Origin of the sequence: Streptomyces sp. NPDC057249 (assembly GCF_042669245.1) — a bacterium.
Lineage (GTDB): Bacteria > Actinomycetota > Actinomycetes > Streptomycetales > Streptomycetaceae > Streptomyces.
Map to the genome: position 1 here is coordinate 79,821 of NZ_JBHUXS010000021.1, position 19,037 is coordinate 98,857.

The 19,037-nt window shown below is 70.4% G+C and carries 19 protein-coding genes and 1 pseudogene; 5 read left to right on the forward strand and 15 right to left on the reverse strand.

Annotation, left to right across the window (positions count from 1 at the left end; genetic code table 11):
* Positions 1–1,091: 1,091 nt before the first annotated feature.
* Positions 1,092–2,153, reverse strand: coding sequence for a hypothetical protein (locus ACFUJY_RS30200; RefSeq protein ID WP_383305561.1), 1,062 nt, complete (start codon positions 2,151–2,153; stop codon positions 1,092–1,094).
* A gap of 499 nt (positions 2,154–2,652) precedes the next feature.
* On the opposite strand from ACFUJY_RS30200, the gene ACFUJY_RS30205 reads away from it, so the two are divergent.
* The 3 genes from ACFUJY_RS30205 (at position 2,653) to ACFUJY_RS30215 (ending at position 4,942) form a co-directional block, all read left to right on the forward strand.
* Positions 2,653–3,516, forward strand: coding sequence for an oxaloacetate decarboxylase (locus ACFUJY_RS30205; protein ID WP_383305563.1), 864 nt, complete (start codon positions 2,653–2,655; stop codon positions 3,514–3,516).
* Positions 3,513–3,845: a hypothetical protein gene (locus ACFUJY_RS30210; RefSeq protein ID WP_383305565.1), complete on the forward strand. Its 333-nt coding sequence runs from the start codon at positions 3,513–3,515 to the stop codon at positions 3,843–3,845. The genes ACFUJY_RS30205 and ACFUJY_RS30210 overlap by 4 nt, the downstream gene beginning before the upstream one ends.
* A 107-nt stretch (positions 3,846–3,952) precedes the next feature.
* Entirely contained in the window at positions 3,953–4,942 is a 990-nt protein-coding gene (locus tag ACFUJY_RS30215) for a bile acid:sodium symporter family protein (RefSeq protein WP_383305608.1), read from the forward strand.
* Between the two features lie 65 nt (positions 4,943–5,007).
* Here the strand turns inward: ACFUJY_RS30215 and ACFUJY_RS30220 are convergent, their stop codons facing one another.
* The 11 genes and pseudogenes from ACFUJY_RS30220 to rpmG form a co-directional block, all read right to left on the reverse strand.
* Positions 5,008–6,105 (reverse strand): hypothetical protein, encoded by a 1,098-nt coding sequence (locus tag ACFUJY_RS30220; protein WP_383305567.1) that lies wholly within the window; start codon positions 6,103–6,105, stop codon positions 5,008–5,010.
* A gap of 168 nt (positions 6,106–6,273) precedes the next feature.
* Positions 6,274–7,203 (reverse strand): NADP-dependent oxidoreductase, encoded by a 930-nt coding sequence (locus tag ACFUJY_RS30225; RefSeq protein WP_383305609.1) that lies wholly within the window; start codon positions 7,201–7,203, stop codon positions 6,274–6,276.
* A gap of 449 nt (positions 7,204–7,652) precedes the next feature.
* Positions 7,653–9,268: pseudogene (locus tag ACFUJY_RS30230) on the reverse strand (carbohydrate binding domain-containing protein).
* Positions 9,269–9,481: 213 nt separating this feature from the next.
* Positions 9,482–10,216, reverse strand: a complete 735-nt coding sequence (locus ACFUJY_RS30235; RefSeq protein ID WP_383305569.1) for a lytic polysaccharide monooxygenase — start codon at positions 10,214–10,216, stop codon at positions 9,482–9,484.
* Between the two features lie 464 nt (positions 10,217–10,680).
* On the reverse strand, positions 10,681–13,059 hold the full coding sequence (locus tag ACFUJY_RS30240; protein WP_383305571.1) for a glycoside hydrolase family 65 protein: 2,379 nt from the start codon (positions 13,057–13,059) through the stop codon (positions 10,681–10,683).
* Positions 13,056–13,796, reverse strand: coding sequence for a beta-phosphoglucomutase family hydrolase (locus ACFUJY_RS30245; RefSeq protein WP_383305573.1), 741 nt, complete (start codon positions 13,794–13,796; stop codon positions 13,056–13,058). Before ACFUJY_RS30245 ends, ACFUJY_RS30240 begins: the two co-directional genes overlap by 4 nt.
* Before the next feature lie 349 nt (positions 13,797–14,145).
* On the reverse strand, positions 14,146–14,316 hold the full coding sequence (rpmF, locus tag ACFUJY_RS30250) for a 50S ribosomal protein L32 (RefSeq protein ID WP_383305575.1): 171 nt from the start codon (positions 14,314–14,316) through the stop codon (positions 14,146–14,148).
* 46 nt (positions 14,317–14,362) lie between these two features.
* Positions 14,363–14,599 (reverse strand): 30S ribosomal protein S18, encoded by a 237-nt coding sequence (gene rpsR, locus ACFUJY_RS30255; protein ID WP_383305577.1) that lies wholly within the window; start codon positions 14,597–14,599, stop codon positions 14,363–14,365.
* Between the two features lie 30 nt (positions 14,600–14,629).
* A complete protein-coding gene (locus ACFUJY_RS30260) occupies positions 14,630–15,781 on the reverse strand; it encodes a CobW family GTP-binding protein (RefSeq protein ID WP_383305579.1) in 1,152 nt (383 codons plus the stop codon).
* Entirely contained in the window at positions 15,778–16,035 is a 258-nt protein-coding gene (locus ACFUJY_RS30265; RefSeq protein ID WP_383305581.1) for a type B 50S ribosomal protein L31, read from the reverse strand. The genes ACFUJY_RS30260 and ACFUJY_RS30265 overlap by 4 nt, the downstream gene beginning before the upstream one ends.
* Before the next feature lie 47 nt (positions 16,036–16,082).
* Complete coding sequence (rpmG, locus tag ACFUJY_RS30270) at positions 16,083–16,247, reverse strand: 50S ribosomal protein L33 (RefSeq protein WP_019525525.1); 165 nt, start codon at positions 16,245–16,247, stop codon at positions 16,083–16,085.
* A gap of 64 nt (positions 16,248–16,311) precedes the next feature.
* On the opposite strand from rpmG, the gene rpmB reads away from it, so the two are divergent.
* Together rpmB and rpsN are read left to right on the forward strand one after the other, a co-directional pair.
* The gene (gene rpmB, locus ACFUJY_RS30275; RefSeq protein WP_383305583.1) at positions 16,312–16,548 is read left to right on the forward strand and encodes a 50S ribosomal protein L28; all 237 of its coding nucleotides are present in this window, start codon (positions 16,312–16,314) and stop codon (positions 16,546–16,548) included.
* Positions 16,548–16,853 (forward strand): 30S ribosomal protein S14, encoded by a 306-nt coding sequence (gene rpsN, locus ACFUJY_RS30280; protein WP_383305584.1) that lies wholly within the window; start codon positions 16,548–16,550, stop codon positions 16,851–16,853. Before rpmB ends, rpsN begins: the two co-directional genes overlap by 1 nt.
* A gap of 595 nt (positions 16,854–17,448) precedes the next feature.
* Here the strand turns inward: rpsN and ACFUJY_RS30285 are convergent.
* From ACFUJY_RS30285 to ACFUJY_RS30295, 3 genes are read right to left on the reverse strand one after another with little or no spacing between them, the layout of a single operon-like run.
* Positions 17,449–17,760, reverse strand: coding sequence for a sulfurtransferase TusA family protein (locus ACFUJY_RS30285; protein WP_383305585.1), 312 nt, complete (start codon positions 17,758–17,760; stop codon positions 17,449–17,451).
* Positions 17,757–17,879: a hypothetical protein gene (locus ACFUJY_RS30290; protein WP_383305586.1), complete on the reverse strand. Its 123-nt coding sequence runs from the start codon at positions 17,877–17,879 to the stop codon at positions 17,757–17,759. Before ACFUJY_RS30290 ends, ACFUJY_RS30285 begins: the two co-directional genes overlap by 4 nt.
* A gap of 6 nt (positions 17,880–17,885) precedes the next feature.
* The gene (locus ACFUJY_RS30295) at positions 17,886–19,010 is read right to left on the reverse strand and encodes a flavin monoamine oxidase family protein (RefSeq protein ID WP_383305587.1); all 1,125 of its coding nucleotides are present in this window, start codon (positions 19,008–19,010) and stop codon (positions 17,886–17,888) included.
* Positions 19,011–19,037: the final 27 nt, after the last annotated feature.

A 19,037-nucleotide genomic window follows, 5' to 3' on the forward strand; every position in this document is an offset into this window, starting at 1 on the left:
GCAGCGCCTCGGTACGTCTGCGAGGGGGCGCGTCCACGTGTACGCCGACGTGCGCGCCCAACACCCGGAATCCGCGCCCTGTTGCCGAGGGCACTTCCGCCTGAACGCTCCCCTGGCGCGACGAAGCGGCCGAAGCCCGACTCTGCCAGCTGCCGCACAGTCCGAGCCCGAACGCGGGCTCGCCACATGGCCCGAAGTGCCGCCTCAAGCCCTCACTGACGAAGCCTCGGGTCGAGGGCCTTGTGCGAGGGGCCGAGCCCGACAGATCAGTCGACTGCCGGTAGCGCGGGATACGGCCCGGCAAGGTGCTCGAAGTACTCGTTCAGCAAGTCGAAGAGCCCGGCCACTGCCCGGCGGTAGTCGCCATCCGACCAAGACTGCGCCGGTCATCCGTCGGAGAAGACGACCTGAACGACCTGAGCGGACCAGCCAAGGTTCTGACCAGCCCCATGTCTGGTGACGAGCCAGGTCAGCCCATATCTCGCAAGGACCGTACCGCCCTGCTGCAGCCCCGTCCGAACAACGGCGGCACCGACCCGGGCCCCGTGTCCCCACGCGCGCCGGAACGGGGTCCCAGGGCCGTGGTGCGGCCCCTCCACGCGCCGCCGGGCAGGCAATTTCACACAAGGAGCAAGTCTGTCTCCGCGTCGATGTACCCGCATGCGCGGGCCATGTGTAGCCAGCGCCTCCCGCAGCAAGCTCCGGCCTACGCGGCCGTGATGCTGACGGCCAAGTGTGACCTGGTCCCGTCGTCGTTCGTGCCGAGCGGCTGGAGGCCACCGCCGCCGGACGGGCCGACGCTGTCCCTCGACGTCGGCTGCTGCTACCTGCCGAGGCACCGACGGGGCCGGCGGATCTCCCCGGGGCCCCTCGGGCGAACGCCACACCGAAAGGGCCGGCCGGCGACTGGGCCGGCATCGCTGGGGGACTCGGTCACCGAGAGCCCCGTCCGGGGCGTGGACCACTCGCTCGTTCTCGTGCAGCCCTGTACCCAGAGGCCGCGGCGCCTCCCAGACGGATCTCATGGGCTCGAAGCAGGCACGCGCTGCGACTTCGTCCGACCGTAGCGCCCGGCTCGAAGGCGCTGTCCGCTACGGGGTCCTTCCGGTGTCGGCCCGCTCGATGCGCTCGGCAAGCATGGCGGACAGACCGAGGATACGGGTGCCCCGCCGCTCGGTCGGATCGTCCAGCTGGTGCGCTACACCTATGAACGCGCCTTGACGGAGAATCAGCACCCGATTGACGAACAACGGCTGAGGGTTGCTCTTGGTGTCCGTGCCTTGCGAATCGAATCCCTGACTTTCCTCGCCCCTACGCTCCAGCGCCACCTTACGGGAGTTGTTGAAACCGCGGTCGGCCTCTTCGTAGTCCTGCACGATGTCGTTGTATGCCAGGTGGGCGGCAGTAGCGTCCGGGAACGCCAGCACCAAGAACTCGGCCAGGTTCTCCCCCTTGTTCTCGCCCCGGCCGAACTCCACCGCGCCCACCGCGACGGCATTCGCCTCGCATTCGGGCGCTGCTCGGCAGAGGGCGAAGCCGCCCGCTGACGCCCTGATCACCGGTGTCCCCGACCAGGGGTACTCCTTGATATCCATGTCGCTTCGACCGGGCAGGATCCGGCGGACCGTATCGGTGGTGGGCGGGAGGGCGGCGGAGCGGCCGGCGGAGCGCTTGGTGTCGCGCTCCGACGGTGCGCTGTGTGGTGCGTCGTCCGTGTTGTCGAACAGTCGCACACCTCCGTAGGCGGCCAGTATGAGCATCAGCACCGCCAGTAAGACGCCGGCAGCGAGGGACAACCGTCCGGCGCGGGTGTTGTTGATGGTCAGCGGCCCAAGTGCGATCTTGCTCCGGTATACCTTGCTGCCCGTCACTACGACGCTGCCGACGTGCTGTTGTGAGGGCGCGTGGATCAGCACGGCCAGCCGTCCGGCGAACTCGGCATCGCTTCTGATCTCGTCGGCAAGGGTGGCTTGCAGATGTCTGCCTGTCTCGGGATCGCTGGGTGCGTTGGCCAACTCGTCCAGGGCGGCTTGTCCACGAGCGGAACGGCTGAGCCTGTCACGTACGAGATCTGCCACCGCCGTGTTCGCTGTACCGGCTGCTGCGGTGGTGAGAGCTTGCGCAGCCATCGCTGCCAGGTCGGATGCATCCATGTCGGCCCCCCTGCCGTCCCTTGTACCGCCATTATGGGCGTGTTCGCGACAGGGCGGGCGCCTTCGGGAATACGTACCGCGGGCACGTGAGTGCGGAGCCGGGGACACGAGCCACCTGACGTTGTCCGGGGGTGCGACGTATGACCGGAGCACACACGTGCCGGAAGAATGAGGAAGCGTTTCCTTTCTCGACATAAACAGGTCTGGCTTCAATTATTGAACGGGATTGTAATTTTTTAAGCAGCATTCGCAAAAGGCTCATTCAAGCCAAGGCGAAAAAAGCACCTTGCGGGCAAATGGAGGGCAAAGCTATGGTTTTCGCGAAAGGCGGAGAGTTCTTCCATTCGCCCTTCCCGGTCGTACGGAGAAGTCATCGCAACCTTGACTTCTCATCCGACTATCGAACCTCCTCGCGCCATGAGGAATACCTTCACTTGTGGCGCAGGCGTAACGCCCCGGGCGGCAAGCCGGGGCCATCACCCCCCCACGGAGAACTGTCATGACGTACGGAAATGTCCTGCGGCAGGAGATCGGCGCGTCCGGAACGACGCCACTCATCGGAATCTACGACATGTATTCCGCGTCCATCGCGGCCCAGCACTACAACGGCTTCTTCGTCTCCGGGTTCGGATTCGCGGCGTCCTACTACGGCCTGCCTGACATCGGATTCATCGCGTGGCCGGACATGGTGGCATTCGTCGAGCGGCTGCGCGGCGCATTTCCGCGGCAGCACCTCCTCGTGGACATCGACGACGGCTACGTCGACCCCGAGGTGGCCTGCCACGTGGTGCAGCGCCTGGAACGGATCGGGGCCTCCGGGGTCATCCTGGAGGACCAGAAGCGGCCCCGCCGGTGCGGCCACGCGGACGGCAAGCAGGTGTTGCCTCTTGAGGAGTACCTCGAAAAGCTGGAGCTGGTCCTCGCCTCCCGCACCGACATGGTCGTCGTCGCGCGCACCGACGCCACGGAAGAGGCCGACATCCTGCGCCGAGCGGAGGCCCTCGCCGAGACCGACGCGGACGTGGTCCTGGTGGACGGGGTCCGCAGCGTCGACTGGATCAAGCGCATCCGCCGGGTGATCGGCGACAAACCGCTCCTGTTCAATCAGATCGCCGGCGGGAAGTCCCCCCGCCTTTCGCTCTCGGAGCTCACGGAACTCGGGGTCGACGTGGCGATCTACAGCACCCCTTGCCTGTTCGCCGCGCATCGAGCGGTGGACACAGCCCTGGCGGAGCTGCAGTTCGCGGACGGACGACTGCCCGCCGCCGACGACACCGGCGAGATCGGGGTACGCGAGTCGACACAGCTGCTGGAGCGGAACATCAGCCGGCATCACGACGCACAAGAGGCTCTCTCCGCATGACCGCCCGCGCCCACTCACCCGCCCCTGCCCCGGCCCGCCCCCTGCGCGAGCCGCACAATCGTCCCCCTCTCGGCCTGGGCGCTGCAGCCGCGCTGGTCCTGGCCGCGACGCTCCTGGCCGCTGCGGGCTCCCCGGCTGCGGCCGGGGACCTGAACCTGGTGGTCGTCGACAACTCCGAAGCCGACTCCTGGCTGGAGATCGACCGCACAGCCAACACCAACCACGGCAGCGGCACCTCCGGCAGCGACCACGACGGCAGCGCGGTGGACCTCATGGACACTCTGATCAACCCCGACAGCACCGACGATGATGCGAAGGACCGAGGGTGACCGACAACCGGAGGCAGGGCCTCCCGGACAGCCCTGCCCCACCCGACCCCTTCCGCCGCTCGTCACAGAACTCCGGGCCGTCACCGCGCTCGCGATGGCCCCGGTTCATCGACCCCTACGTGGCCGCGCTCGTCGCGACCGTCACGCTGGCCGCGCTCCTGCCGGCCTCCGGTACGGCCGAAACGGCCGCCCGCACCGCGTCACAGCTGGCGATCGTCCTCCTCTTCTTCCTCTACGGCCTGAGGCTCTCCACGAAGGAGACTCTCGCGGGCATGCGCCGCATCCGCCTCCACACGCTGATCCTCGTCTCCACCTACGCCCTGTTCCCCATACTGGGACTGGCCGTACTGTGGCTCGCCCCCGACGCGCTGACCGCCCAACTCGGCGCAGGGATCATCTTCCTGTGCGTCGTCCCCTCCACGGTCCAGTCATCGGTGGCGCTGACCTCCGCCGCCCGAGGCGACATCGCCGCCGCCATCTGCGCAGGCACCTACTCCAGCGTGATCGGGCTCGCGGCGACCCCGTTGCTCGCCGCCTGGCTGATCGGATCGGAGGCCAGTCTCTCCGCGGACGGAGCCCTTCGCATCGGGGCACAACTACTCGCTCCGTTCCTTGCGGGCCAGCTGCTGCGCCCCAGGCTGCAAGCCCTTGTGAACCGGCACAAGCGGCTCCTCGGCCCGGTGGACCGCGGCTCCATCCTCCTGGTGGTCTACGTGGCGTTCAGCACGGGAATGAACCAGGGCGTCTGGAGCAGCGTCACACCGAGCAGGCTGCTGGGCCTGCTCGCCGTCCTCGCCATGCTGCTCGTGGCGGCACTGGCCTGGACACATGCCGCCGCCCGCATCGCGGGCCTGGACCGCCCCTCGCGCATCGCCGTCGTACTCTGCGGATCGCAGAAGAGTCTGGCCAACGGGCTGCCCATGGCCTCCGTGCTCTTCGGAGCCAAGGCCGCGCTGGCCGTTCTGCCCCTGATGCTGTATCACCAGATGCAACTGACGGTCTGTGCGGCGCTCGCGGCCCGATGGTCACGGTCAGCGCCGGCTGGGCAACCCGCGGAGGCGGTCGGGTCTCCGTCGTCGGTGACCGCAGGCGGTTAGCCCGTGCGGACACGCCCACTCGTGGGCGTGTCCGCCGCAACCACCGTCACCCCCTCTCGGAGTGTTCAGGCACTCCCCACGGCGTTCTGCCGGCGCAGGTCCGCGTCGAAGGACTGCGAGGTGCCGTGCTTCCCGTACAACGCGAAGTATCCGAGGGACTTGCCTTCACTGATACGGCTGCTGCTGTCCGCCGCCGCCTCGAAGGTGAGGGTGTCGTCGCCGTCCCGCATGATCACCGCGCCGAAATGGTTGTTCCACCGACCGGACATGTCACTCAGGTTCACATAGTGGTTCTGGCCGACCGCCGGCTCGGCCCCTGCTTGCTGGAGTTCGCCCGTCCTGGTGCCGAGCAGCCTCTGCGCGGCGGCCTGGCAGTCGTTGGGCATCGTGATGAGGAGATCCTGCATCACACGCTCCGGCTCCCGGGAGCCGGCGTACTCCAGGACGATCTCGCCGATGAGCCGCCCCGCCGTCTTCAGGTAATCGACCGGGTCGAGCAGCGGGTTCACCGGGACGTGCTCGGCGGCCCGCGCCGCGCCCTGGTTGTCCAACGCGAGCGCGAGCAGCCGTTGGTGCACGCCGTTGACGCTCCCGTCGCTGGGGCGGCCCCCGCCCGCCAGCCTGGCGATGTCCCGCAGGAGCACCCCGAGTGCGGCGGGCGGCTGAACCACGCTTTGCCGGTAGGAGTCGAGCTTCGCCCCCCTGACCTGCGCGCTCTCACCCGCGAGGGGCTCGTGTTCACTGTTCGCCTGGGCAGCCTCGGCGGCCTCCCTCGACGCGAAGACAGGCAGTACCCGGCGCAGCACCCGGCCGCCGACCACCACCTCGCGGCCCGGTTCGAGGCGGATGCGGACCTGCTCCGACGCGGCCAACGCCGTGTTCGCCGATTCGAACAATCCGGCCTCCGCGAAGGCCTCCTGGCGGCCGGAGACCGCGATCCTCCCGTTCTGCGAGATCCGGTCGTACGTCACGGTGTCCGTGATGTCCTGCTCCGCGTCAGGCTCGGTGTACCGCTGTACGGGGGTGCCGTTCAGCGCACGGGTGACCGCCGCATTGCCGAAGCTGCGTTGCAGGGCGGCCAGCCGAGACGCGTCGGACGGCCGCCTGCTCACCCCTGCTGCCCGTTCGGCGAGCGGACTCTGCTGCGGCAGCCTCGCGTGCATCAACTTTCACCCACATTCCCGGCCGCCGCCGGACGGCCCTCGGCGTCAAGGCTCGGGCCCGGCCACGCGAGAAGAAAGGCCCCTGCGGGAAGACCGGGGGCAGCGTCCTGTGCCCGCGCGGGCCGGGACGAACCTCGCACCGGTGGACCGCTCCACCTGTGTCCGAAGTCAGGGGATGAGGACGAGCTTGCCGTCGATCTTGCCGGCCTCGCCGAGCCGGTGTGCTTCGGCGGCGCTCGACAGCGGGAGCGTCGAGTGGACCGTGACGCGCAGCGCGCCCGTTTCGACCATGTCGGCGACGGCCCGCATACCGGCGTGATCGGCCTGCACCAGCATGCTGCGGTACCGCACACCTCGTTCGTCGGCCAGGGCCAGTGCTTCGTCGTCGGCGCCCAGCAGGGAGACGAGGACGCCGCCGCGGCGCAGGGAGCGCAGGGAGTCCAGACGCGTCCGCCCGGTGAGCGGTACGAGTGCGACATCGGCGTCCGTGAGGACGTCGCTGATGGTGGTGGTGCGGTAGTCGAACACGTGGTCCGCGCCCAGGGAGCGTACGAACTCCGCGTCGGCGGCCGACGCGGTGGCGGTCACGTCGGCGCCGAGGTGACGGGCGATCTGTACGGCAAGGTGCCCCACACCGCCGGCCCCGCCCTGGATCAGCACCCGCTGCCCACGGGTGAGCCCGGCGGTGTCGTTCAGCGCCTGCCAGGCCGTGAGCGACGCCAGGGGAAGCGCGGCGGCCTGGGTGAAGTCGATGGTGTCGGGCTTGGCCGCGAAGGCCCGGGCCGGCCCGGTGGCGTACTCGGCGTAGCCGCCGGGCGCGTACGGATACGGCAGCATGCCGAAAACCGCGTCGCCCTCGTCGAAGATCGTGACACCGGGGCCGACCTTGTCGACGACGCCGGCCACGTCCCAGCCGGTGGTGGCGGGCAGGCCGTGGTCGTAGGGGACGGTGCCGTCGCGGTGCTTCCAGTCGGTCGGGTTCACGCCCGCCGCGGCGACCCGGACGCGGATCTCGCCCGCGCCCGGCTCGGGAAGCGGCAGTTCGGTCTCGGTGAGGACCTCGGGCCCTCCGTAGGTGTGCTGAATGATCGCGCGCATGGTGCGGCTCCTCGTAGCGGGGTCGGTCGTCGGCGATGACCGCGATCCGGCCGCATCGGTGCCGTGATCGACGGTGATCACGATCTTGCCGGTCTGCGCGTGGAATTCCGTGTAATGCCGGGCGTCGGCGACGTCCGCGAAGCCGAAGGGCGCCGTCATGACCGGCGCCGAAGGAGGCCGGCCGGGGCAGCGCCGAGAAGCCGGCCGAGGAGACCGGTCGCACCCAGCAGGAGGAGCGCACGCGGTTCCGGACCACCGCCGAGATCATCGATGTCCTCTGCCGAAGAGGCGGGGGAGAAGCCGATCGGTGTCTTGGCGGCCGTACGGGCGCCGGTGCTGCGCCATGGTGCGTTCCGCGAGGACCGAGCCGGAGAGCGCGTGCCGCGGCTGGTCCTGGTGAACGTGGGGTACGCCCCTGCGGGCGGGGCGCACCCCATGGTGCGAGCGCGTCAGCCGGTGAAACCGGCCGTGATGGAGGTGAACTGCCAGGACGGGCGGTCGCGGTTGACCGCCCAGAAGGCGAGTCTCCCGAGGTCGTGGCTGTTGGCCCAGTCGCGGATCTGGGTCCAGATCTGCGGAGTGGTGATCTCACCGGCGTCGCTGGAGTCGTTCATGCCGGAGATGCCGATGTGGTTGTACGCCTGCTGGTCGGTCCAGTCGAAGGTGGAGACGAGCTTGGCCTTCAGCCCCTCGGTGGCCTTGATGGTGTTGCCGTACATGTCGGCCTGGCCACCGAAGTTGAACGGCATGATGGTGAAGTTGTCGATGCCGACGCCGAGTTCATGGGCGCGCTCGATCAGCCGGTTGCCCCAGGAGTTGGGTCCGGTGTTGAGCGTGGGGAAGGTGACGATCGTCCTCAGGCCGGGGTTGTTCTGCTTGACGATCTTCAGCGCGCCGAGGATGCGGTCTGCACGGCGGCGTTCTCGAACTCGTCGGTGTTCTCGATGTCGATGTCGATCGCCTTCAGTCCATAGGCGTCGATGACCTTCTGGTATGCACCGGCGAGTGCGTCCGTCGTCGAGCAGTTGGGCCCGAGCTTGTTGCCGCTCCACCCGCCGATGGAAGGGACGATGTCGCCGCCGGCCGCCCGGATGGCCTTGATCGCCGCCTCGTCCTGGCCACCGGTCAGCGGCCGCTGGCTGTCCCAGGTGGGGTTGCAGCCGTTCTGCGCGAGGATGAACGCCATGGTGTACCACTTGATGCCGGTGGCCCGCATGACCTCCGCCGGGCTCGGCGGGTTGCCCCAGCCGAGGTAGAGGTACGGGGCGGCCTGGATGAAGCGGTCGCCGCTGCCGCCGTCCTTCCCGGTCGTCGCGGTGACGGCCGCTGAGTCGGGGGACACGTTGCCCGCGCGGTCCTTCGCCCGGACGGTGAAGCGGTACGAGGTGCTGGGCGTCAGCCCGCCGACGGTCGCCGAGGTCCCCGTCACCGAGGTGGCCAGGGTGCCGTCCCGGTACACGTCGTAGCCGGTGACGCCGACGTTGTCGGAGGCCGCGCCCCAGGCGAGCGAGACACTGGTGGCGGTGGTGCCGGTGGCGCGCGGGTTGCCGGGCGCGGAGGGCGCCTGTGTGTCGTCGCTGCCACCGGGTCCGTCGAGGCTGATGTCGTCCGCGTAATACGTGCCCTGCCCGTACCAGCCATGCAGGTAGATCTCGGCGCTCTGCTGCGAGGACCCGGTGGTGAAGGAGACCGTCAGCTGCTTCCAGTCGGAGGCGGAGCCCGTCCAGGTGGACGTGCCGCCCTGGACACCGAGGTACGTGTACGAGCCGCGGACCCAGGCCGAGAGGGTGTACTTCGTGTCGGGCCGCACGGACACCGTCTGCGCGCACCGCGCGGTGTCCGAGTTGCTCGCGGCCCCGGCCAGTGCGCGGGAGCCGCCGTGCACAGGGCTGCTCACGACCGAGCCCGTGCTCCCCGCGCAGGACCAGCCCGCGAGGGTGCCGGCCTCGAAGCCGGGGTTGGTCAGCAGGTTGGCCGCTTGCGCGGTGGCCGGGGTCATCAGCGCGCCGGCGCCGCCGAGCAGGGCGGCGGTGGCGCAGGCGAGCAGGCGATGCCGAGTTCTCACGCTGTCTCCTGGTGGTGGGGGAGCGGTGCTGTGATGCCGGGGAAGGTGCGGAACGGCCGGCGCAGTCCTTCGGGGATCTGCGCCGGCCGGTCGTGCGGGAGGGGGCATCGTCCTTGGTGATGCGGGCGGCCCCGGGCGCTGGGAATCGCGGCCACCGCGGTGTCAGGGCATCGCGGTGTCAGGGCTCCCGGAGAGTCGGGGCCCTCGCGGGGCTCAGCAGACGCCGAGGTCCTCCCAGACGCCCCACTCGCCGGTGGTGCCGGGCTCCTCGCCGGTCACCCACCACTTGGCCCGCCAGGTGTGGCCGTTGTAGGAGACGGTCTCGCCACCGTTGTAGACGCTGCCGGAGTTCCAGGCGGCGACCGTGCAGTCGCCGGGCTCCTCGCCGCCGCCGTTGTCGCCGCCGCCGTCGTCACCGCCTCCACCGTCGCTGCCGCCGATGTTCACGTCGATGCAGGCGTAGAACGCGTTGGCAGTGTCCGCGATGTTCCAGACGGCGAGCACCTTCTGCTTGCCGCTGAACCCGCTGAAGTCCAGCTGGTGGCTGACCGTGGCGGCCGGGATGCGGCCACCGTCGTTGAACTGGGCGATCTTCTGGTCGCCGATGAAGTACTGCCAGCTGCTCGTGGCGTGGCGCGCCTCGATGGTCCACGTCAGGGTCTCCGTGGTGCCCACCGGGGTGACCTTCCAGCCCTTGCTGTCGTTGTCCAGGTCCGCCCAGCGGGAGTCGCCTCCGCTGCAGGTGCGCAGCCCCTTCGGGCCCTCGACGCTCGCCGGCTCGTACTTGATCTGGCCGCACGGGACCACGCGATTGGCGCACTGGTCCTGGCGGCTGGACGGCGAGACCACCCAGCCGTGGGCACTCGCCGAGGGCGCCGGGAGGCTCAGGGCCACTGCGGGAGCGACCAGGGCGCCCAGCACTGCGGCCCACGTCTTTTTCATGCGCATGACATTCAATTCCTTTCGTGCACGTTGGGTCCGCCCAGGTGAACGTACTCCGTTGCCGACAGGGCAACTCGACATGCGAAGGTCTAGACCGACGCTTGCAGGTCTAGACCTTAGCGAAGGAGGGGAGCCCGTCAAGAGGGTGTGCAACGCCCTGCGACGCTCGGCGGAACGCGAACGACCCTTTACGTGACCGGACTTGAGCCGTTCGGAGGGCTGCGCGGAGGTGACCGGGCTCCGCGGTTACCTGGACGTGCTGCCCGCCGGGAGTCACCTGATGCTGTGCGACACCGCCGAGACCCCGCAGACCCGGGCCGGCTCGGACGAGTACGCCGGCGGCGGCGCGGTCACCGGGGAGCCGGTGGACCAGCGGGGTTTCGGCCGCGAAGAGGCAGCCGCCCCGGCCCGGGGCGGTCGGGCCCCCGGGCCGGGGCGGCTGTCCGGCGAGCCCGACCGGTCGCCCCGTCTCACTTCTGCACGGGGCCCGGCCGGTCGGTGGCGCCCGGGCGGCGGTGCAGCGGCTGTTCGGGCGTCGGCCGCCGCTTCGGCGGGGCGATCGCGAGGGTGACGGGCCCTTCACCGTTCACGTGCGCCTCCGTGCCGTGGTGGTGGATCGTCAGAGGGTCGCCGAGCAGCAACGCATACGTCGCCTTGTCCGGCTCGATCTCCACCTGCAGGCACCGGCCGCGGAACTGGAGACGGAAGGCCAGGCGGCTGAACTTCTCCGGCAGTCGGGGCGCGAAGCGCAGGCTGTCGCCGTCCCGTCGGGTGCCGCCGAATCCGGCGACCAGCGCCATCCACGTACCGGCCAGCGAGGCGATGTGCAGTCCGTCGCGGGTGTTGTGCTCCAGGTCGGCCAGGTCCATCAGCGCGGCCTCGGCGGTGTAGTCGTAGGCCAGCCGCAGATGCCCGGTCCGGGCGGCGACGACGGCCTGGCAGCACGCCGACAGGGAGGAGTCCCGTACCGTCAGCGGCTCGTAGTAGGCGAAGTTCGCGGCCAGCTGGTCGTCGTCGCAGTGCGCTTCGAACCAGCTGCCGCAGGTGTACATGGCCAGCACGAGATCGGACTGCTTGATCACCTGCTTGCGGTAGATGTCGAAGTAGGGGAAATGCAGCATCAGCGGGTACTGGTCGGCGCGTGTGTTCGCGAAATCCCAGCGCTGGTGGTGGGTGAAGCCGGCGTGCTGCTCGTGCACGCCGATCTCCTTGTTGTAGGGGATGTGCACGGCCTCGGCGGCGTCTCGCCAGGCGGCGCTCTCCTCCTCGTCCACACCCAGCCGGGCCGCCTCCTCAGGGTGGCGTTCGCACACGTCGGCCGCGGCGAGGAGATTGGAGCGGGCCATGAGGTTGGTGTACGTGTTGTCGTCCACGACGGCGCTGTACTCGTCCGGCCCCGTGATGCCGTCGATGTGGAACACACCGTGAGGGTCGTGATGGCCCAGGGAGCGCCACAACCGCGCTGTCTCCACCAGGAGCTCCAGGGCCGTCTCGCGCTCGAACGCGGCGTCGCCGGTCACCGCGGTGTGGCGCACCGCGGCGTGCGCGATGTCGGCCGCCACGTGGAAGGCGGCGGTGCCGGCCGGCCAGTACGCGGAGCCCTCCGAGCCGTCGATGGTCCGCCACGGGAACGCAGCACCGCGCAGTCCGAGCTGGGTAGCCCGGTCCCGGGCGGCGGGCAGGGTGGCCTGCCGCCAGCGCAACGCCTCGGCGACCGCCTTGGGCTCGGTGTAGGAGAGGAGGGGCAGCACGAACATCTCGGTGTCCCAGAAGGCATGGCCGTCGTACCCCGAACCGGTCAGTCCCTTGGCCGGGATCGCCCGCTGTTCGGCGCGGGCACCGGCCTGGAGCACATGGAAGAGGGCGAAGCGGACGGCCTGCTGGATCTCCTCGTCGCCGTGCACCTCGACGTCGGCGCGGGCCCAGAAGTCATCGAGGTAGGCCCGCTGCTGCGCCACCAGTTCGTCCCAGCCGCCATGCGCGGCGGCAGCCAGTGCGGCCTCGACCTGATCGCTCATCGCGGGCCGGGAACGGGCGCCCGACCAGCCGTGGGCCACGGTCTTCTGCACCCGCAGCCGCTGTCCCGGGTCCAGGACGGAGGTGATGGTCAGGCGGGCGACATCCGTGTTGCTCTCGCTGCTGGTGGTGATCTCCCCGGGGGCGTCCACGACGTGGTCGGCGGCCACAGCGACCCTGAGGCCGCTGCGCCGGGTGCGGTGGACCAGACGCAGCCGCGACCCGACGGCCTGGTCCTCCTCCGGCTCCAGCGGGGACTGCAACGCCTTGGCCGTCCGCGGGTCGCCGTCGGCGGAGGGCAGGCTCTCGTTGGTGACCAGCTCCGACTGGATGACCACCCTGGTCCGGCTGTCGACGGGCTCCACCTCGTACTGCACGGCGGCGATGGCGCGCTGGGTGAGCGAGACGAGGCGGGTGGAACGCACCCGGACGGTCGTACCCGCCGGGGAGGTCCACTCACAGCTCCGCTCCAGCACACCGCGCCGGAAGTCCAGGGTGCGCTCGTGCTTGCCCAGCCGCCCGTAACGCAGGTCGAAGGGCTCGTCGTCCACCAGCAGCCGCAGCAGCTTCCCGTTGGTGACGTTGATGACCGTCTGACCCGACTCGGGGTAGCCGTAACCCGCCTCGGCGTAGGGCAGCGGGTGCAGTTCGTACACCCCGTTGAGGTAGCTGCCGGGCAGGCCGTGCGGTTCGCCCTCGTCGAGGTTGCCGCGCCAGCCGACATGCCCGTTGGACAGGGCGAAGACGGATTCGCTCTGGGCCAGGAGATCGAGGTCGAGAGCCGTCTCGCGCACGCGCCAGGGCTCCACGGTGTACGTCCGGTTGGTGATCACGCGTTGCCTCCGAGTTCGGCGAGGTCCTTGACGACACGGTCGGCGCCGTGGGCGTACAGTGCGTCGGTCTGCCCGACCCGGTCGACGCCGACGACGAAGCCGAAGTGCCCGGACCTGCCCGCGTCCATACCGGCCAGCGCGTCCTCGAAGACAGCGGCCCGGGACGGCTCCACCCCGAGGTCCCGGGCGGCGGCCAGGAAGGTATCGGGGCGCGGCTTGCCCGGCAGATTCCGTTCCCTGGCCACCACGCCATCGATCCGTACGTCGAACAGCTGCTCGGCGGCGATGGAGTGCAGCACGTCGCGCGTGTTGGCGCTGGAGGAGACGATCGCGGTGGCGAGCCCCGCGGCGCGGACCGCGTCGATGTAGCGCAGCGTGCCCTCGTACGGCTCCACACCGTCGGTACGGATCTTTTCCAGGAGGAGCTCGTTCTTGCGGTTGCCGACACCGTTGACACTCCGCGTGTCCGGTGGATCGTCGGGGGTGCCCTCGGGGAGTTCGATGTCCCGGGAGGCAAGGAAGGAGCGGACGCCGTCCGCCCGGGGGCGGCCGTCGACGAACTGGTCGTAGTCGGAATCGGAGAAGGGGCGGAAGCCGGCCCCGTCACGCTCGCGCAGGAAGGCGTCGAAAGTCGCCTTCCAGGCGGCGGCGTGCACCACCGCCGTCCGGGTGACCACTCCGTCGAGATCGAAGAGACAGGCCTGGATGCCTTCGGGAAGTCCGAGCTGTGTCGTCATGCCCCCACAGTTCCCCGCCGAAGCGCATCCGATCGGATGACACGCTGTGAGGTGCGTCGCCGGCCTGCTCTCCTGTACGGCGCAGCTGTACGGGAGTGCCGTCGGCGGAGTCGCCCGCGCCACGCCCTGGTAGGCGCCGGGAGCCGAGAGGGCTCCGGGGGCACATGCTGATCACCGTCACGTGCCCTCCCGTGTATGAAGCCGGTGCCAGGTCGACCGGGCCGGGTGATGCCGTGGCTGCGACCATCACCCGGCCCGGGGTCTTCGGGGCAGCGCGGCCCCGTGCTACCCGTGCACGCACGCCTTCCCGTGGGGTTCAAAGGCGTCCGGACGGGGGGTGGCACGCTGCTCAGCCATCCGGGCGGAGAAGACCGCGCTCGTAGGCCTTCCGCAGGTTCTGCGGCACCAGGTGGGTGCTTCCGTCGACGGTCACGGGGACGAGCGCCGGTGTGATCGCGCGCCACTGGGCGCGGCGGTGCCGGGTGTTGCTGCGGGACATCTTGCGCTTGGGAACGGCCATGGCAGTCCTTTCGCCGGCGGGGAGCCGGACCGTAATGAGGTGGGAGTCAGCGGCTGGAGTAGGGGAGCAGCGCCATCTCGCGGGCGTTCCTGACGGCCGTGGCGATCTGCCGTTGCTGCTGCCGGCTGATCCGGGTGACGCGGCGGCTGCGGATCTTGCCGCGGTCGGAGATGAACTTCCGCAGCAGGTCGGTGTCCTTGTAATCGATGTACGCGATGCCGGCGGCGTCGAGCGGGTTCGGCCGGTCCTTACGGGCGACGGCGACCTTGGCTGGGCGGGGCATGAGAGATCCTCGAATGTTCGGCGGGGCGGGTCAGGCGGCGATGTCGAGCAGGTGATCGAAGCCGGTGGGCCGCGGCCAGGCGTCCGGACCGGAGACCAGCTCCTCGTCCGTGAGAAGGCAGGAGTCCAGCAACGAGAGCAGCCCCGCACGGTCCAGATCGGGGGAGGTGAAGACGAGGTGCTGGCAGCGGTCGCCGTGCTCCGGGTGCCAGTCGAGGGCGGCCGCGGTACGGCGCTCGGCGGGCATCATCTCCCAGGCCGCGTCCGGCAGGGACGCCATCCACGGTCCGGCGTCCTCCACGCACAGCGCGCCCCCGGCGGCGTCCCAGGCGAGCAGGTTGTCCGGCCGGTCCGCCAGCCAGAACCGGCCCCGGCTGCGGGCCGCTGCGCAGCACAGGTCCTCCAACGCCTCGTAGAGGCGGCCCGCGTGGAAGGGCCGCCGACGCCGCCAGACGAGGGTGCTGACACCCTGTTCGTCGCAGTCGTGGGGGAGCCGGGCGCAGGCGGGGTGCTGGGCGGCGGCGGCCGCGGCCACGTCGAACCCGGTGAAGGCGGCACGGGCCAGCTGTCCCGAGCCGACACGGATCTGACGTGCGGCCGGATGCAGCTGCCGCAGGAGCGCGAGGTCGTCGAGCCCCGTCTCGGGACTGTCCGCCACGGCGAGGACCGGGGCGTACTCCAGCTGCCGGGCGAAGGTGTCGCCCACGGTGCGCCGGTCCGTGACGGCGGCGGCCAGACCGGTCTCCGCCAGGTCGTCGCCGTTGGACAGACACGGCAGGACGAGTGCGGGATCCACGGCGGTCATGACGCTGGTGAGCCGGAAGCCGCGGTCACCGTGGGCGGCGATGACCTCGGCCATCCCGCGCGGTTCCACGGAGTCCCACAGTTCGACGACCGCGAGACGGGTGGGACCGGCGTCCGCCAGTCGCGCCAGCTCGGGCACCAGGTCCTCGCGCAGGGCGCAGCAGGCGCAGTCGTTGACCAGGGGCGTCTCGGACCAGGAGGTGGCGCCCGTGCTGTCGCGGATGCCGCGGCGCACCGCGCCGGCCGGCCCGTTGGACAGGTCGTGGTGCAGGGCGACGCTGCCGGTCACTTCGCGCAGCAGCCGGGCGACCGTCTCGCGACGGGCGTCGGCGTGCAGCCCGCCGACGATCACCACGGGCATGGGTCCTCCGGGGATCATCGCCGGCCTCCGTCCTTTCCGTAGCGGCGCTCGAAACGCTCGACGCGGCCGGCGGTGTCCAGCACACGGGCGGTGCCGGTGTAGAAGGGGTGGCTCGCGGAGGAGATCTCGACGTCGACCACCGGGTAGGTGTGACCGTCCTCCCACTCGACGGTCTTCTCGCTGGTCATCGTCGAGCGAGTGAGGATGGCGAAGTCACCGGCCTTGTCGCGGAAGACGACGGGGCGGTAGGCGGGGTGGATTCCGGGCTTCATGGGTGTGTCCCTGGTTCGGAGAACGGATGGGCGGTCGGCCTGGTGCGTCAGCGTTCCTCGCGGAAGTCGACGTGGCGCCGGGCGACGGGGTCGAACTTCCTGAGGACGAGCCGATCGGGGTTGTTCCGGCGGTTCTTGCGAGTCACGTACGTGTAGCCGGTGCCGGCGGTGGAGCGGAGCTTGACGATCGGGCGTAGTTCGTTGCGAGCCATGCGGGTAGCATACGACAATGATTTCCATTACCGATAACAGCGGTGAACAGGAAGGCTGAACCGTATGTCTGCCCACTGCCAACTGACCGGCGCCGCGCCGGCCTTCGGCAAGAAGATCTCCCACTCGCATCGGCGCACCTCGCGCCGGTTCGACCCGAACATCCAGAGCAAGCGGTACTGGCTGCCCAGCGAGCGACGCAATGTGCGCCTGCGGCTGAGCGCGCGAGCGGTCAAGACCGTGGACGCGATCGGCATCGAGGCCGCCGTCGCCCGGATCAGGGCCCGCGGGGGGCGTGTCTGATGGCCAAGAAGAGCAAGATCGCCAAGAACGAGAAGCGCAAACTGATCGTGGCCCGCTATGCGCAACGGCGTGCCGAACTCAAGGAGGTTCTGGTCTCGCCGAGCACCTCGGAGGACGATAAGGCGGCCGCGCAGGCGGAGCTCCGCCGCCAGCCCAGAGACGCGAGCGCGACCCGCGTGCGCAACCGGGACAGCGTGGACGGACGACCGCGTGGCCACCTGCGCAAGTTCGGCCTCTCCCGCGTCAACGTGCGCGAGCAGGCCCACGCCGGATACCTGCCAGGGGTGACCAAGTCCTCCTGGTGACGGTCGCATAGCAGAGGGGCGGCGCCGATGCGCCGCCCCTCTCGACGGCCGCCCCCTTCTCACCGCGCGTCCTTCCGGCCCACCACGCGCGTCGTCGTGCCGACAGCCCGTGGCTGAGGAGCGGTGCGGCGACACCGCGCCCCGGTCCACGCTCAACTGCCTGCCGCACGCGTGGAGCAGCGCGAGCTTCCACCGGCCCTGGGCCGCGCTGCTGCCCCCGGGGCCGTTACTTTTCGCCGCCGGCAGCGGGGGCCGCGTGGAGAGCCCGAGGCGGACCGCGTCGCGCCGCTGCCCGACCGGTCGTACACCCGCTTCGCGCACAGCCGGACTCCGTCGCGGACCTGCGAGGAACTTCGCAGCGTCGCTCCCCGCCTGCGGTACGTGGCCGACTGGCGGAGTCAGCGGCCGGGGAGGCCCGTACTGCTGACAGCCGTTCTCCGTCGCGGAGCAGTCGAAGAGGTGTCAACCGCGCTCACTGGCGCGTGGATAAGCAGTCGGGTTGCCCACGAGGTGGGCGGCTCGGGTGAGCCCGCTGGACAGCAGATGCTCCACGGCCTCACGTGCGATGCCGCCGAGGGCGGAGTGACGCGGGCCGTCAGCCTTCCGGGTCGTCCGCATGCCAGGGGGCGCCGGCTCGGGTAGGGCGGGCACCGGCGGCGATCCGCAGTGCGTAGACCGGCTCTTCGGCGGCGTCCGGTACCGGACCGAGGTAGTGGTGGCCGGTCATGTGGCACCAGGCGGGGAGGTCGAGGGGCGCGGCTGGGTCGGTGGCGATGACGTGGACGACGGTGTCGGTCTCTGCGCCGTCGATCTCTTTGCGCAGGCGGAGCAGGAGGGTGACGCAGAGGAGCCCGGTGCCGTCGACGGTGATGCCGGGCGCGGGCGTTTCGGGGTTCGTGGTGTTCATCGGCGGTAGGCGGTGACGGCGACGGCGGGCAGGAAGGCGGGGGTGGGGTCGCTGGTGGTGGCGACCATGATGCCAGAGGTGATGCCGCCGGCGGCGCCCGCGACGAAGGCGTCGACCATGGTGACCTACCTGCTGGGGGCGGTGATGCCCGGGGCGGTGTCGTCGGCGTCCGCGGACGCCGCGAGCACGGTCCGTGCCGCGCGTTCCCCGGCGGCGAGTGCGCCTTCGATGTGTCCGGCATGGGTGGTGGCCGTCTCGGTCGACGCCCAGTGCAGGCGGCCGTCGAGGGCCGGCCGCTGGTAGAGGCGGTGCCCGAAGAGCGAGTGGTCGGTGAGGTGCTGCACGGTGGACGGGGCGGTCCACTGCTCGGTGCTCCAGTCCTGCACGTGCAGGGCAACGGGGGAGCCGGCGGCCGGGCCGAAAAGCCGGACGAGCTGGGCGGTGAGGGCCCGTTCGAAGCCGGGGCCGACGGTGCGGGCATGCGCGAAGCCGAACAGTGCGGCGGGCGCGCCGCCGGGTCCGGACATGTCGTGGATCTCCTGGAGCGGGCCGGTCCGGCTGAACGCCGCCCCCGCCAACCCGTCCTGGCGCCAGAACGCGGTCGGGTAGTGCGCGACGACCTTGACGACCGCACCCATCCACACCGGGGTGGCCCGCGCCAGCCGCGTGAGGTCGGCGGGGAGCACGTCGGAGAAGTCGATGCGCTCCAGTGCCAACGCCGGAGGAACGGCCAGGACGACGTGCCCGGTACGGCGGGTGCCGGCCGGAGTGAGCACGTCGAGGCAGCCCCGGCTGCTCGGGTGGATCGCGGTGACGTGCGTGTCCAGCCGAAGTGACCCGGAGGGCAATCCGGCGGCGAGGGCTGCGGCGAGGCTCTGCGCCCCTGCGGCGAAACGGTGGGAGGGGGCGTCGATCAGGTTGCCGGTGAGGCGGCGGACGCCGGTCGCCTCCTGGAGCTTCGTGTCGCCGGCGAGGTGCTGGTCGAAGGTGGCGATGTTGTTGCGGACGGCCAGAGTGCGTACGCGTTCCTCGCCGTCCCAGAACCAGGTGGCCCCCAGATCGAGCGCCCGCCCGGGGGCCGCGAGGGGGGTGGAGAGCAGCCGGCCGCCGACGCGGTTCCGGGCTTCCAGGACGACGACGTCGCGGCCGGCGGCGTGCAGAGCGGTGGCTGCGGCCAGTCCGGAGGCGCCGGCGCCGATCACGATGACGTCGTTGGTTTCGATGACGTCCTGGGTTTCCTGGTGGGACATGGTGGCTCCGTTCGGCGCAGGCTGGAC